Consider the following 13,832-nt stretch of genomic DNA (forward strand, 5'->3'; position numbering starts at 1 on the left):
GGACGGAGCCGAACAGAACAGGATGCCAGATATCGGACATTCAGCGCAAGGGTGTCTTTCCGGCCGAATCCGGCAGGTGCACAATTCGGTTGGCTCGGAGGACGGTCATCTGTCGGTGGGGTGCGGTAGGAATTCGGTCAACGGACGAGAATGGGGCGGCGATGAACCAGACCGGAGCGCAGGTCAGCACACCTGCCGCGCGACAGCGCGAGGTGCGGGTCGGCGCTGGGCTGGCGGAACTCGACATCTGGCTCGGGGACCAGGTGCGCACCGGGCTCGCCCAGACCGATCGATCGCGAAAGGTCTTCGCGGCGATGGCGGCCCGGATGGTCGACGCGCAAGCGCCCGGGGTGGCGGCGGTGCTGCGGCGACTGCCCGAAATCGTCGCGGGCCACGCGGATTGGCCCGAGCTTTTACTGCGTGAGTACGCGCGGTTGCACCTGCTCATCGCGGCGCACCGGCGGCTCGCGGAGCTCGCTCCTCCATTGCAGGCCAGCGTGCGGACGCATATCGGGTATCCCACGCGCACCGCGAGTGTGCGCGAGGAACCGGCGGTACGTGACCAGTGGATGGTGCTCGGCGTCCGGATGACCGAGGAAGAGCGGCTGCATACCCGGCGAACTTGGTTGTACGGCCGTCGGACTCAGCGGTGGGCGCTGCTGGTCGAGCACAGTTTCGGCACGGCGGATTTTCCGAAGGACGTGCCCGCTCTGGGCATGATGGCCGAGGCGGATGTGCACTACTACCCAGGTGCGGCACCGCTGCGCGCGTTGTGGGGCGAGCGTTACGACGGTGACGAGCCGTTCACCACGCTGCCGCGCGCATCCGAATCCGCCAACTTCGCGGGAACGGTTAGTCTCGCATTGGCCGCGCAAGCGCGGGCGCTGGCCGCTGATCCGTGGCTGTGGGCATGGCCGGTTCTACTCACCGACGTCGTTCCGGTCGTCGACGAAAATGGCTGGCAGATAACGGAATCCAGTGGCGCGGCGCTGCCGTTGACTGAGGGCGAGACTCCGTGGCAGCTGCTGGGGATCTCCGGCGGGCATCCGGTGACGGTGATCGGCGAGTGGACGGCGGCCGGACTGGTGCCGTTCTCGGTGTTCGCCACAGGCGAGGTGATCGATCTCGAGGCCGAGCGCGGGCCTGGAGTGCGCGGCTCCGCGGCGACCGCCGGAAGCGAACACCTGACCTCGGTCGCCTTGCTGGGCACCGCGCGACGAGCTGTGGACACCGCCCAATTGGGAGAGCAGGTCGGCGAGGTGGCCGGGCGACTGACCACTGACCCGGCAATGCTGCTACTCGAATCCGTGGCGCTGCAGGACGCTTTCGCACGCGGCGGCGCGCTTGCCACCAGTACGGACCTGCCGGAGCCCGCTCCCGACGACGCACGGCGGCAACTGCCCGCCGCCGCGGCTCAACGGCTGGCCAAGATGCTGCGCGAGCGTTCGGTGTTTCTGCCGGAATGGTTCGATGCCGCAGCGCCGCACGATTTCCGGGCACCCGATGCGCTGTGCGCCCTGCTGCTCGAGCAGGCCAGCGCTCATGCGGGATTGCGCCCGCTCCTGCTGCGCTTGGCCGGGGAACGCGGGCGATGGCTCGCGGCACAGCATCCGGACTGGCGAAAACTAGAGTGGCCTAGCGAGTCCGAGGGTGGCGCCGGCGATACCCCGGCGAGCTGGCTGTCCGCCAAACCCGCCGAACGGCTGGCGTGGTTCACACGCCTGCGCCACCGGGATCCGGACGCTGCCCGAGAGATGCTCACGCAAGCTTGGCCGAAGGAATCCGGGGCGGTCAAAGCTGAACTACTGGCCACGTTCTCAGAGGCGCTGTCGGTGAAGGACGAATCACTACTCGAAGCCGCACTGGATGATCGCCGCGCCGATGTACGGCGCACCGCCTCTGGTCTCCTGGCGCTGCTACCGGATTCGGCGTTCGGCCAGCGCATGACGGCGCGGGCACGGGCCTGGCTCCGCATCGAGCCATCCACAGCGCCCGGCGCGGCGCGATTCGTCATCGACTTGCCCAACCCGCTCGACACCGCCGCACGCCGCGACGGGATGTTCGACCGCCCAGTCGAATTCACCTACCGCTGGAATGGAACACCCGATCCCACCGCCGGGCGGCTCCGCCAATTGGTCGCCGCGACACCGCTTCACCACTGGCAGACATTGATCAGCGCGACCAACACGTCCTCAGGCGTTTCGAATGGTCCAGCCAATTCCGCTGCGGGAGATCACCCCTCGTCCCCGCCCATGCCCACAACGTCACCGCTAACCGAGGGCAACCCCGCCGTTCGCCGGAAGGGTGAAGGCGTTGTCTACTCGGGTTCGCCGGATCAGGAATTCTGCATCCCCGAGGAGGTGATCCGGGTCGGAGTGGACGAGCGGTTCCGGCAGCCGCTGTTCGACGGCTGGGTGGATGCCACGCTGGCACAACATGATTCCGCGTGGGCGAAAGCGCTGTTCGAAGCGGGAGTGCCTTCGGATGTGGCGTTGCTGCGCCGACGCGAGCTGTTCGCGCTGCTGCCCGAGGACGATCGGGTGCGGCATCTGCTGCGGTTGGATGGGGCCTGGATCTCCGAGATCGAGGCGCTGCTGCCGGCGATGGGGCATCCGTGGCCGGAAGCGCTGGCGCAGCATCTGATTCTGTTGTTGTTCGAACGTTCGCGGGTCGCGGCGCAGCGGGCCGGGGCGCACGGATCCGGGCCCGCGGCGCATCGGTCGTTGCTGGTGGCCGCGGCCGCGCATCTGCCGGTCAGTGCGGCGGGGATGGCCGCCGTGGTGGCCCGGCGTTGCGAAGACCCCGGCTGGCAGCAAGCATTCGATCGGCTCGCCCGCGATCTCACCCACCGCTCGATGATGCTCGAGGAGCTGCAGTGACCACTACCGATCTCGTGCCGGAGCTGCTGCGCCCGCACGCCGAACAGGCTTACGCCGCCGAACTGGCCGCGCTCGCCGCCACCGACGATCGTCCGCGCCCGCCGGGCTGGCGGATGTCGCCGTGGGCGGTGGTGACCTATCTGCTGGGCGGCGTGCTCGACGACGGCACCGTGATCAGTCCGAAGTATGTGGGCCCGCGGCGGCTGATGGAGGTCGCGGTCGCCACTCTCGCCACCGACCGTGCGCTACTGCTGCTCGGCGTGCCCGGCACGGCCAAAACCTGGGTGTCGGAACACCTTTCGGCTGCCATCAGCGGCGCCTCCACCCTCCTGGTCCAGGGCACCTCCGGCACGGCCGAGGAATCGATCCGTTACGGCTGGAACTACGCGCGGCTGCTCGCCGAGGGCCCGAGCGAAGGCGCGCTGGTCGCCTCCCCGGTCATGACCGCCATGCGCACCGGCGCGATCGCCCGCCTCGAGGAGCTCACCCGCATCCCCTCCGATGTACAGGACGCCCTGATCACCATCCTGTCGGAGAAGACCCTGCCGGTCCCCGAACTCGGCATCCAGGTCCAGGCCGCCAAGGGCTTCAACATCATCGCCACCGCCAACGACCGGGACCGCGGCGTCAACGAGCTCTCCTCGGCACTGCGCCGCCGCTTCAACACCGTCGTGCTCCCGCTCCCCGCCAGCGAGGACGACGAGGTCGCCATCGTCATCCGCCGCGTCGAACAGCTCGGGGCGGCTTTGGAATTGCCCGCTATCCCCGCCGCCGACGAGGTCCGCCGCGTCGTCCGCGTCTTCCGCGAACTCCGCTCCGGCAGCACCGCCGACGGCCGCACCGCCCTCAAATCCCCCTCCGGCACCCTCTCCACCGCCGAGGCCATCTCCGTCATCACCAACGGCATCGCCCTGTCCGCCCACTTCGGTGACGGCACCCTCCGCCCCGCCGATATCGCCGGCTCGGTCCTCGGCGCCATCATCAAGGACCCGGTCTCCGACACCGCCATCTGGACCGAATACCTGGAAGCCGTAGTCCGCGAACGCCCCGACTGGTCCGACTTCTACCGCGCCTGCCGCGAAATCAGCGAATGACCTCGGCGGCCACGGACCCGCAAACGCGAGTCTTCGGGATACGCCATCACGGGCCGGGCTCGGCCCGCTCACTCCTGCAGGCGCTCAACGACTTCCAGCCCGACACGATCCTGATCGAAGGCCCCGCCGACGCCGACCCTCTGGTCGGCTTCGTCGCCGCCGAAGGCATGGCCCCGCCCGTCGCCTTGCTCGCTTACGTCCCGGATCAACCTGCCCGCGCGGCATTCTGGCCCTTCGCCGTCTTCTCCCCGGAGTGGCAGGCCATGCGATACGCCGCGGATCACGGTGTGCCCGTCCACTTCTGCGACCTCCCCTCAACTATGGTCTTGGCCGCCTGCGAAGAACCCGGCGACGCCATCGACCCGGTAGCCGAACTCGCGGCCGCCGCCGGCCACGACGACACTGAACGCTGGTGGGACACCGTCCTCGAATCCGCCCCGCACCTGGACGCTTTCGACGCCATCACCGAAGCCATGGCGGCACTGCGCACCGAGGCTCGCGTGGATGCGCACACATTGCGGCGTGAGGCGTATATGCGGCAGGTGCTGCGGAAGGCGCTCAAGGGTGGGGTGGGGCGGGTGGCGGTGGTGTGTGGGGCGTGGCATGCGCCGGCGTTGGCCGGGCCGCTCGGGCCCGCGGCGCCGGATGCGCGGTTGCTCAAGGGGTTGCCGAAGGTGAAGGCGACGGTGACGTGGGTGCCGTGGACGCATTCGCGGTTGGCGACCGCGTCGGGGTATGGGGCGGGGATCGATTCGCCGGGTTGGTATCACCATTTGTTCAGTGCGACCGAGCAGCCGGTGGTGCGGTGGCTGACCAAGGTGGCGGGGGTGTTGCGAGCGCAGGATCTGCCGGTGTCGAGTGCGCATGTCATCGAATCGGTGCGGCTGGCAGAGACTTTGGCGGTGTTGCGGGGGCGGCCGTTGGCGGGGCTGTCGGAGGTGACCGAAGCCGTGCGGGCGGTGATGTGCGGTGGCGAGGAGACACTCGTACGGGTGGTCAACTCCGAGCTCGTCGTCGGCGAGGCGCTCGGGTCGGTGCCCGACGGTGCGCCCGCGGTTCCGCTGGACGCCGACCTGCGGGCCCGGATCCGGACGCTGCGGATGAAGCAAGAGCCGCAAGCGAAAGCCCTCGACCTGGATCTGCGTAAGGACCGCGAACGCCAGCGGTCGCATTTGCTGCACCGGCTGCGGCTGCTCGGAATCCCCTGGGGTACCGAGGTATCCAGCGATATCCGGGGCACCGGCACGTTCCGGGAGAGCTGGTCGCTGCGCTGGCGGCCGGAGTTCGCGGTCGCGGTCATCGAGGCCTCGCGCTGGGGCACCACCATCGCCGCCGCGGCCGCCGCCAAGGTGCTCGACACCGCCGCCCGCCCCGACATCGACCTCGCCGACCTCACCGCCGCCTTGGAATCCGCGCTCCTCGCCGACCTCGGTCCGGCCACCGCGGGTTTGGTCGCCCGCCTGGAAACCGTTGCGGCCCTGGACCACGACGTCACCCACCTGCTCGCCGCCCTCCCCAGCTTGATCGGCACCCTGCGCTACGGCGACGTCCGCGGCACCGACACCGCCGCCCTGGCCCACGTCGCCGACAGCCTGCTGGTCCGCATCTGCGCGGGCCTCCCGAGCGCGGTCACCGCCTTGGACACCACCGCCGCCGAGCACCTCCGCACCCAACTCGACGCCGCCCACACCGCCATCCACACCCGCGACAACCCCTGGGCCACCACCGAATGGCTAGCCGCCCTGCACCGCCTCGCCGACCGCGAAGACGTCCACGGTGCTCTGGTCGGCCGCGCCGTCCGCCTGCTCTCCGACGCCGGCCGCATCGACCGACCCGACTCCGCCCGAAGGCTCTCCGCGGCCCTGTCCATCGGCCCAACTCCCGCCGCCAAAGCCGCCTGGATCGACGGCTTCCTCGGCAGCCGCGGCCTCCTCCTCGTCCACGACCGCCAACTCCTGCACCTCATCGACACCTGGCTGCACACCCTCACCGAAGACCAATTCATCACCACCCTCCCCCTCCTCCGCCGCACCTTCAGCACCTTCGAACCCGCCGAACGCCGCGCCATCGCCAACACCCTCCGCACCCCGGAAACCCCCGAAACCCCACCCCCGATGCTCGACCCAGCCCGCGGAACTCCCGCGATGACCGCCGTCGCCCAAATCCTCGGAGCCACCCCATGACCCCCGAACACGCCACCGGCAACGACGACCGAGACGCGCACCGGCGGTGGCGGTTGGTGTTGGGGGCCGCGGCTGAGGTGGAGGGCGGGGGGCTCGGAGACGCGGATGATCTCGCGATGGATCAGGCGCTGGGGAGTTTGTACAACAGCGGGGATGAGGAGGCGGCCGGGAAACGGACGGGTGGGCTGGCGGGGTCCGCGCCGCGAGTGGCGCGGTGGCTCGGGGATATTCGGCGGTACTTTCCGTCTTCGGTGGTGGAGGTGTTGCAGCGAGATGCGGTGGAGCGGCTGGAGTTGACGCAGTTGCTGCTGGAGCCGGAGTTGCTGGAGGCGGTGCAGCCGGACGTGCATCTGGTGGGCACGTTGCTCGGGCTGAATTCGGTGCTGCCGGAAACCACCAGGGCGACAGCGCGTGTCGTCGTGCGGCAGGTGGTGCGGGAAATCGAGGAGCGGATCGCCGCGCATACCCGGGCGGCGGTGACGGGTGCGCTGAACCGGGCGGCCCGGACGACACGGCCGAAACCCCGGGATATCGACTGGGACAAGACGATTCGGAAGAACCTCGCGCACTACCTGCCCGAGCAGCGGACCGTGGTGCCGGAGCGGCTGGTCGGGTACGGGCGGACCGCGCAGGCGGTGCGGCGGGATGTGGTGCTGGCGATCGATCAGTCCGGATCGATGGCCGCCAGCGTGGTGTACGCGTCGGTGTTCGGCGCGGTGCTGGCGTCGATGCGGGCGCTGCGCACCTCGCTGGTCGTCTTCGACACCGAGGTCGCGGACCTGACCGACCAGCTCACCGACCCGGTCGACGTGCTGTTCGGGACCCAACTCGGCGGCGGCACCGATATCAATCAGGCCCTGGCCTACTGCCAGTCCCTGATCACCCGCCCCGCCGACACGCTGTTCGTGCTGATCTCGGATCTGTACGAGGGCGGTATCCGCGCGGAAATGCTGCGCCGGGTCAACGCCATGCGCGAATCCGGGGTGCAGGTGCTGGTGCTGCTCGCCCTCTCCGATGACGGCGCGCCCGCCTACGACCACGACAATGCCGCGGCGCTCGCCGCACTCGGCGTCCCCGCCTTCGCCTGCACGCCCGACGCCTTCCCGGATCTGCTCGCTGTCGCTATCGATCGTGGTGACGTGCACGCTTGGGCCGCGGCGCGGGATCGGGGGCGACGGTAGAGCCGACGACGAGGTCCCCCAAGGGCCGGACGCCCGGGGGACCTCGGTAAGCGCGGGCGCTCAGATGATGGCGCCCACCAGATCGATCACGGTCTGATAGGTGGTGAGCGCAGTGCTCGCCAGGGACAGGACGGACAAGGCGGAATCCATCAGGATCCGACCGACCCGAATCCGGACAGCTGGGTGGCCAGGTCGAGCGCGGAGGTGACGAGGGTAAGAACGGTCTCCAGAATTGCCATGATCAAAGCTCCTTATCGATGGGTGGCTAACTTTCAGCTAACTGATGGTAGGCGCGGGAACCGCTCCGACGCGGGATTGGCGGCCTAGGAGTTGGCTAGGCTGCTAACGATTGAGCTCGCTGGATGTGGGGGGCACGGATGTTGCGCCGTGGTGATGTATTCGCCGGCTTCGTGATCGAACGCGAGCTGGGGCGCGGCGGGATGGGCGCGGTGTACGCGGCCCGGCATCCCCGGCTGCCGAAGCTGCTGGCGTTGAAACTGCTGCACCGGGAGCTGTTCGGCGACAAGGAGACCCGCGGCCGGTTCGAACGCGAAGCCGACCTGGTCGCCCAGCTGGACCACCCCAACATCATCACCGTGCACGACCGCGGCATCGAGGACAACCATCTGTGGATCTCGATGCAGTACGTCGACGGCGTGGACACGGCGGCGATCCCGGTCAACGCGATGCCGGTCGCGCGCGCGATGCAGATCCTGCACCAGACGGCGGGCGCGCTCGATTACGCGCACACCCAGGGTGTGCTGCACCGGGACGTGAAGCCCGCCAATATCCTGCTGTCCCGCTCGGCGGGCGCGGGCCCCGGCTTCACCGAGCGGGTGCTGCTCACCGACTTCGGGATCGCGAAACTGCTCGCCGACTCCGGCCGCCTCACCCGCACGGGCACCCTGGTCGCGACCCTGGCCTACGCTTCCCCCGAGCAGCTGATCGCCGCACCCGTCGACTATCGCGCCGACCAATACTCGCTGGCCTGCACCCTGTTCCGGATGCTGACGGGCTACGGTCCCTACGACGCGCCGAATATCGCGGCGATCATGTGGGGGCACGTGCAGTCGCCACCGCCTTCGCTGCGCGCCGCCCGCCCGGATCTCCCCGCCGGACTGGATACGGTGCTCGCGAAGGCCATGGCCAAGGATCCGGACCACCGCTTCCGCACCTGCTGCGAGTTCGCCGAGGCAGCGCTGGAAGCCTGGCGCAAACCGGAGCAGCCCCGAACTATCCACAGGCCTCCCCAGCCGGATCGGCGACCTCCGAACCGTCCGACCGAGCAACCCCTCCGCTCGAGCTCCCTTCGCGCGGTAGCGGATCGGGTACACGGTTCCCTGCTGGGCGGCGCGGTCGGCGATGCACTGGGCGCCCCGATAGAGAACCTGCTGCTGGTCGATATCCGCCAGCGCTACGGCCCGAACGGCGTCACCGGCGATCGGTTCGAGGGCAAGATCTCCGAGGAAACCCAGCTGGCGCTGTTCACGATGGAAGCGCTGATCAAGGGCTCGGTGCGGGCCCGGGCGAAAGGCAGCGGCGGCGCCACCCTCGGCATGATGCAGCAGGGATTCCTGGTGTGGCTGCGCGGCCAGGGGGTCGAGATCCCCGAGCAGGAGACCGAGCTGCACAGCAGACTCGCGGTGCACCCGGCACTGGTCGCTCGCCGCGGCAACGGCCTGGCGGTGATCTCCGCTCTGCAGAAGGCAGGCGCGCGTGGAAAACCGTTCGCGCCGTTGGGTACCCGCACCGAGCCGGTCAACGATTCCAAAGGCTGCGCCGCCCTGGCCCGCTCCGCACCGTGCGGTTTCGGCTATCTGCTCGACCGCACCGGCTTGGCGGTCGAGATCGTCTTCGAATTGGGTTGTGATGCGGCGGCGCTCACGCATGGCAATCCGAGCGGCTGGCTGCCCGCGGGCACCCTGGCGATCATCGTCTACGAGCTGGTCCGCGGCACCGATCTGCGCGCCGCCATCGACCGGGCGCGTACCGAACTGCGCAAATACGAACGGCACGAGGAAACTTCGAAAGCCCTGGATGCCGCGGTCCGGCTGGCCGACCGGGTGGGCGCCCGGATCCCGCGCCCGGAGGACACCGAAGCGCTGGGCCCCGGCTGGATCGGCCCGGAAGCGCTGGCCATCGCCGTCTACGCGGCACTCGCCGCGCAGACCGTCGGCGGCACGCCGGAGCAGATGGTCCGCAACGGAATCCTGCTCGCGGTCAACCACTCCGGTGACAGCGACGCCACCGGCGCGATCTGCGGCAGCATCCTCGGCGCCTGTTTCGGAGCATCGGCTATTCCACCGGCCTGGCGCGCGGTCGACGTGCACACCGTCGTCGAGGAACTGGCCATCGACTACTGCACCGAATTCGGCCCCAACCCGCCGAGCGGCGAGTACGGCGGCCCGAGCCCGGACTGGTTCGCACGCCACATGAGCTGACCGGACGCCGGAACCACAGTGGTTCCGGCGTCCGCAATCAGGTTGAGCTGCTTACAGATCCGCGATGGCGGCCAGTGGCGGTGTCCGCGCCGCCCGGATACCCGGCCACAGCGCGGCGAGCACGCCGACCACCGCGGAGCTGATCAGCACCACGACGAGCTGGGTCCAGGGAATCGCGATCTGGTCGATGCCCAGATCGGCGAGGGTGCGCAGGAATCCGACGCCCAGCCCGAGGCCCATGATCACGCCCACGATGGCGCCGAAAACGGCGATCAGCATGGACTCCAGGTAGATGGTGCGGCGAACCTGGGCGCGCTGGGTGCCGACCGCCCGCAGCATACCGATTTCGCGCCGCCGCTCCACCACCGACAGCGCCAAGGTGTTGATGATGCCGAGGATGGCGATCACCACCGCCAAGGCGAGTAGGCCGTAGAGGATCGCGAGCATGGTGTTGATCTGCTGGCCCTGAGCGCCCTTGACCTGCTCCCGGTCCTGGACCTGAACCACCGCGAACTCCTCGGTGGCCTTTTCCAGCTGGGTGCGCATGGCCCCCAGATCGACGCCCGGTTTCGCGCTGACCAGAACGAAGAAGTTGTTCTGGAAGGACGGCGGCATGACCTTGTCGAATACCTGCGGTGCGAGCACCATGTCGCCGAGCAGCGGATTGTCCCGGTACACACCGGCGATGGTGGCGGGTATCTTCTGGTTCTTGTCCAGTGTGGTCAGTTCGATCCGCTGGCCGACCTGCCACCGATGCTCGGCGGTTTCACTCTCGGAGACCAGCACATTGCCTTCGCCGAGCGTGCGGGAGCCCTGCATGATTTCGGTGTTGAACACGTTGTCCATCGGTGCGTCCGGCGACACGCCGCGCATCTGATCGGTGTCGACCCGGAAGGCCGCACCACGGAAGCCGACCACGTCGGCCGCGTCCGGCACGCCCTTGCGGACCGCGTCGGGCACCCCGAGTGACAGCCCGATCATCGAGTTCTGCGGCCCCGCGAGGGTGTAATCGGCCGCGATGCCCTTGTCGACCAGCACGCTCACGCTGGCCTTGGCCGAGGCCCCGAGCATGCCGATGGCGGAGACCAGCATCAAACCCAGCGTCAGCGCGAAAGCCGTTGCCGCTGTACGGCGCGGATTGCGGACCGCGTTGTTGCGGGCCATGTGCCCGATCGGCCCGAAGGGCCGGATCAGCACACCGAGCCCGCCGACGACCGGACGAGACAGCGCCGGCAGCACCAGCAGCACCGCCAGGATCAACGCCAGCGCACCGCCGCCGACGATGCTCGCCGCGCGACCTCCGGTGCCCTGTGCACCGATCACGACCGCCGCGATACCGGCGACGCCGAGCACGGAACCGGCAGTCGTGCGCAGTCGCAGCGAATTCCCGGCCAGCACCCGTGCCAGACCCGGAACCTTGAGAGCCGAACCGATGACCTGGCCCAGCCGCAGCGGTTCATCGCCCGACTTGTACTCCTCACGCATCGCCTCGACCGGCGGAATCTTCGCCGCCCTGCGCGCGGGGGCGTAGGCGCTGATCACCGTGACCCCGACACCGACGATCAGACCGACGATGATGGTGCGGGGCAGCACCGCCATGGAACCCGTCGGCAAGCCCAGATCGAAGGCGTTCAGCGCGGCGGACAACCCATAGGCAAGGGCCACGCCCGCGGCCAAACCGATGACGCTGCCGATGATTCCGATGACGAGCGCCTCGGACACCACCGTCCGGCCCACCTGCTGCCGGCTCGCGCCGACCGCGCGCAGCAGCGCCAACTCCCGCAGCCGCTGCGCCACGATCATGGAGAAGGTGTTGTAGATGATGAAGGTGCCCACGATCAGCGCGATCGCGCCGAAGGCGAGCAGGAAGTAGTTGATGAACTTCAGCGCCTCCCCCAGCTGCGCTTTCATGTCCTCGCGCACCTGGTCGCCGTTCTGGACCTTGAAACCCTTGACCTCGGCGGCGATTCGGTCTCGCAGGTCGTTGACGGCGACACCGGGCTGGGCGGCGATATCGATATAGGCCACGTGCGAGCCGTCGGTGAACAGCCCGCGCGCCTGCTTGTCCTCGAACAGCAGACCGATGAAACCGCCCGTGTCCGAAGGGACGTCGTAGATGCCGGTGACCGTGACCTCGAGCGCCGGGCGTTCCTGGGTGCTGCGGGCCGGGATGATCACCTTGGCGCGATCGCCGACCTTCAACCCGGAGCGTTCGGCGCCCCCGGAGTTGATCGCGATCTCGCCCGCCTTGCCCGGCGGCGCGCCCTGCACGAACTTCGGCGGCTCCTCGACCGCCTGCTCCGGCGGCACATAGGACTGCCCCCAGCTCGGCGCGCCGCCGGTCTGCACCGGCTTGCCCGCCGAATTCAGCAGCACCAGCGGACCGTTCACGCCGGGCGCGACCGCGCGCACGCCCTCGATCTTCGTGACCTTGTCCACCGCACCCTGCGGGACACCGAAGGACTGCTGCGACTCCGGGCTCACCCGCACGTCGACGCCCTTGGCCTGACCTTCGAAGATCCCGTCGAAGGTGCGCTGCAAAGTGTCGGTGAAAACGAAGGATCCGGCGATGAACGCCGTGCCGAGGATGACCGACAACACGGTCAGAGCCAGTCTGACTTTATGGGCGGCGAGGTTGCGCAAGGCGACCTTGCGCATGGGATTCGCAGACATCAGAGTGTTTCCAGCGCCTTCATCTTGTCCAGCACGGACTCGGCTGTGGGATCGCGCAATTCGTCGACGATGCGCCCGTCGGCCAGGAACACCACCCGGTCGGCGAACCCGGCGGCATGCGGTTCGTGGGTGACGATCACGACCGTCTGCCCGAACTCGTCCACGGCGGCCCGCAGGATCGAGAGCACCTCGCCGGAGGAACGGGAATCGAGATTGCCGGTCGGCTCGTCGCCGAAGATGATCTCCGGCTTCCCCGCCAGCGCCCGCGCGCAAGCCACCCGCTGCTGCTGACCACCGGATAGCTCGCTGGGCCGGTGCGTCAGCCGGTCGGTCAACCCGAGCCGCTTCAGCACGGTATCGAGCCATTCCTGATCCGGCTTACGCCCCGCGATATCCAGCGGCAGCGTGATGTTCTCCAAGGCGGTGAGCGTCGGCACCAGATTGAAGGCCTGGAACACGAACCCGATCCGGTCCCGGCGCAGCGCCGTCATCTGCTTGTCCGAGAGGTTGGTGAGATCGGTGTCACCGATCTGGACTACGCCCGAGGACGCGCTGTCCAGACCTGCCAGGCAGTGCATCAGGGTCGACTTGCCGGATCCGGACGGACCCATGATCGCGGTGAACTCCCCCTTAGCGAACTCGGCCGACACCCCGTCCAGGGCCTTGACCTGTGTATCTCCCGAGCCGTAAACCTTGGACACATCTATTGCACGGGCCGCGACATCGGTCGTAGCCGCCTGTTCAGCGGTGTCGGTACCCAGAGCGTGCGAAGTCATGCCCTCCAGTCTGTCGGGCGATCTCCCCCCGCGCCATCCGGATTTCCCCTGACTCCCCTGGTAGTAGTACTTCGGGCCCGAGTCCTACCAGGGCAGGATCCAGTAGCGTGGGGCGAATGACGATTCGTGATACCGCGCTGCGCACCCTGGACGGCGCGCCGACCACGCTGGCCGAGCTGGCCGGCGACAAGGCCGTGCTGCTGGTCAATGTGGCCTCGAAATGTGGTCTGACGCCGCAGTATTCGGGCCTGGTGGAGCTGCAGCAGACCTACGGGCCGAAGGGCTTCACCGTGGTCGGTGTGCCGTGCAACCAGTTCATGGGGCAGGAGCCCGGCAGCGCGGAGGAGATCGCGCAGTTCTGTGCCACCACCTACGGCGTGGACTTCCCGTTGCTGGAGAAGACCGAGGTCAACGGGGAAAATCGGCATCCGCTGTACGCCGAGCTGGTGCAGACCGCCGACGCCGAGGGCGCCGCCGGTGACATCCAGTGGAACTTCGAGAAGTTCCTGATCGACCGCGAAGGCAAGGTGGCCGGGCGCTTCCGGCCGACCGTCACCCCCGCGGATGCCGCTCTGCGCGACGCGGTGGAATCGGTTCTCTAACCC

At 68.7% G+C, this 13,832-nt stretch carries 8 protein-coding genes; 6 read left to right on the plus strand and 2 right to left on the minus strand.

The genetic code is table 11. The features are described from left to right. The first annotated feature begins 161 nt into the window (after nt 1-161). The 5 genes from IBX22_RS37415 to IBX22_RS37420 all read left to right on the plus strand — a co-directional run bounded on the left by IBX22_RS37415 (nt 162) and on the right by IBX22_RS37420 (nt 9,778). Nucleotides 162-2,879, plus strand: a complete 2,718-nt coding sequence (locus IBX22_RS37415; RefSeq protein ID WP_228538295.1) for a DUF5691 domain-containing protein — start codon at nt 162-164, stop codon at nt 2,877-2,879. Then, entirely contained in the window at nt 2,876-3,973 is a 1,098-nt protein-coding gene (locus tag IBX22_RS11215) for an AAA family ATPase (RefSeq protein WP_194815215.1), read from the plus strand. Before IBX22_RS37415 ends, IBX22_RS11215 begins: the two co-directional genes overlap by 4 nt. Beyond that, a complete protein-coding gene (locus IBX22_RS11220) occupies nt 3,970-6,156 on the plus strand; it encodes a DUF5682 family protein (RefSeq protein ID WP_194815216.1) in 2,187 nt (728 codons plus the stop codon). The genes IBX22_RS11215 and IBX22_RS11220 overlap by 4 nt, the downstream gene beginning before the upstream one ends. Next, nucleotides 6,153-7,337, plus strand: coding sequence for a VWA domain-containing protein (locus tag IBX22_RS11225; protein WP_194815217.1), 1,185 nt, complete (start codon nt 6,153-6,155; stop codon nt 7,335-7,337). Before IBX22_RS11220 ends, IBX22_RS11225 begins: the two co-directional genes overlap by 4 nt. Before the next feature lie 377 nt (nt 7,338-7,714). Continuing rightward, complete coding sequence (locus tag IBX22_RS37420; protein WP_228538296.1) at nt 7,715-9,778, plus strand: ADP-ribosylglycohydrolase family protein; 2,064 nt, start codon at nt 7,715-7,717, stop codon at nt 9,776-9,778. Nucleotides 9,779-9,829: 51 nt separating this feature from the next. On the opposite strand, the gene IBX22_RS11240 is transcribed toward IBX22_RS37420, so the two are convergent. Both IBX22_RS11240 and IBX22_RS11245 read right to left on the minus strand, forming a co-directional pair. Then, a complete protein-coding gene (locus IBX22_RS11240; protein WP_228538297.1) occupies nt 9,830-12,451 on the minus strand; it encodes an ABC transporter permease in 2,622 nt (873 codons plus the stop codon). Next, nucleotides 12,451-13,227 carry an ABC transporter ATP-binding protein gene (locus tag IBX22_RS11245; protein ID WP_194815218.1) on the minus strand — a complete coding sequence of 259 codons (777 nt, stop codon included), beginning with the start codon at nt 13,225-13,227 and terminating at the stop codon, nt 12,451-12,453. The genes IBX22_RS11240 and IBX22_RS11245 overlap by 1 nt, the downstream gene beginning before the upstream one ends. Nucleotides 13,228-13,343: 116 nt before the next feature. On the opposite strand from IBX22_RS11245, the gene IBX22_RS11250 reads away from it, so the two are divergent. Beyond that, nucleotides 13,344-13,829, plus strand: a complete 486-nt coding sequence (locus IBX22_RS11250; protein WP_194815219.1) for a glutathione peroxidase — start codon at nt 13,344-13,346, stop codon at nt 13,827-13,829. Nucleotides 13,830-13,832 lie beyond the last annotated feature (3 nt).

The organism is Nocardia sp. XZ_19_385 (assembly GCF_015355755.1).
Taxonomy (GTDB): Bacteria; Actinomycetota; Actinomycetes; order Mycobacteriales; family Mycobacteriaceae; genus Nocardia.

Coding starts and splice junctions, on each gene's coding strand:
- IBX22_RS37415 (WP_228538295.1), top strand. CDS start 162: ATGAACCAGACCGGAGCGCAGGTCAGCACACCTGCCGCGCGACAGCGC.
- IBX22_RS11220 (WP_194815216.1), top strand. CDS start 3,970: ATGACCTCGGCGGCCACGGACCCGCAAACGCGAGTCTTCGGGATACGC.
- IBX22_RS11225 (WP_194815217.1), top strand. CDS start 6,153: ATGACCCCCGAACACGCCACCGGCAACGACGACCGAGACGCGCACCGG.
- IBX22_RS37420 (WP_228538296.1), top strand. CDS start 7,715: ATGTTGCGCCGTGGTGATGTATTCGCCGGCTTCGTGATCGAACGCGAG.
- IBX22_RS11240 (WP_228538297.1), bottom strand. CDS start 12,451: ATGTCTGCGAATCCCATGCGCAAGGTCGCCTTGCGCAACCTCGCCGCC.
- IBX22_RS11245 (WP_194815218.1), bottom strand. CDS start 13,227: ATGACTTCGCACGCTCTGGGTACCGACACCGCTGAACAGGCGGCTACG.
- IBX22_RS11250 (WP_194815219.1), top strand. CDS start 13,344: ATGACGATTCGTGATACCGCGCTGCGCACCCTGGACGGCGCGCCGACC.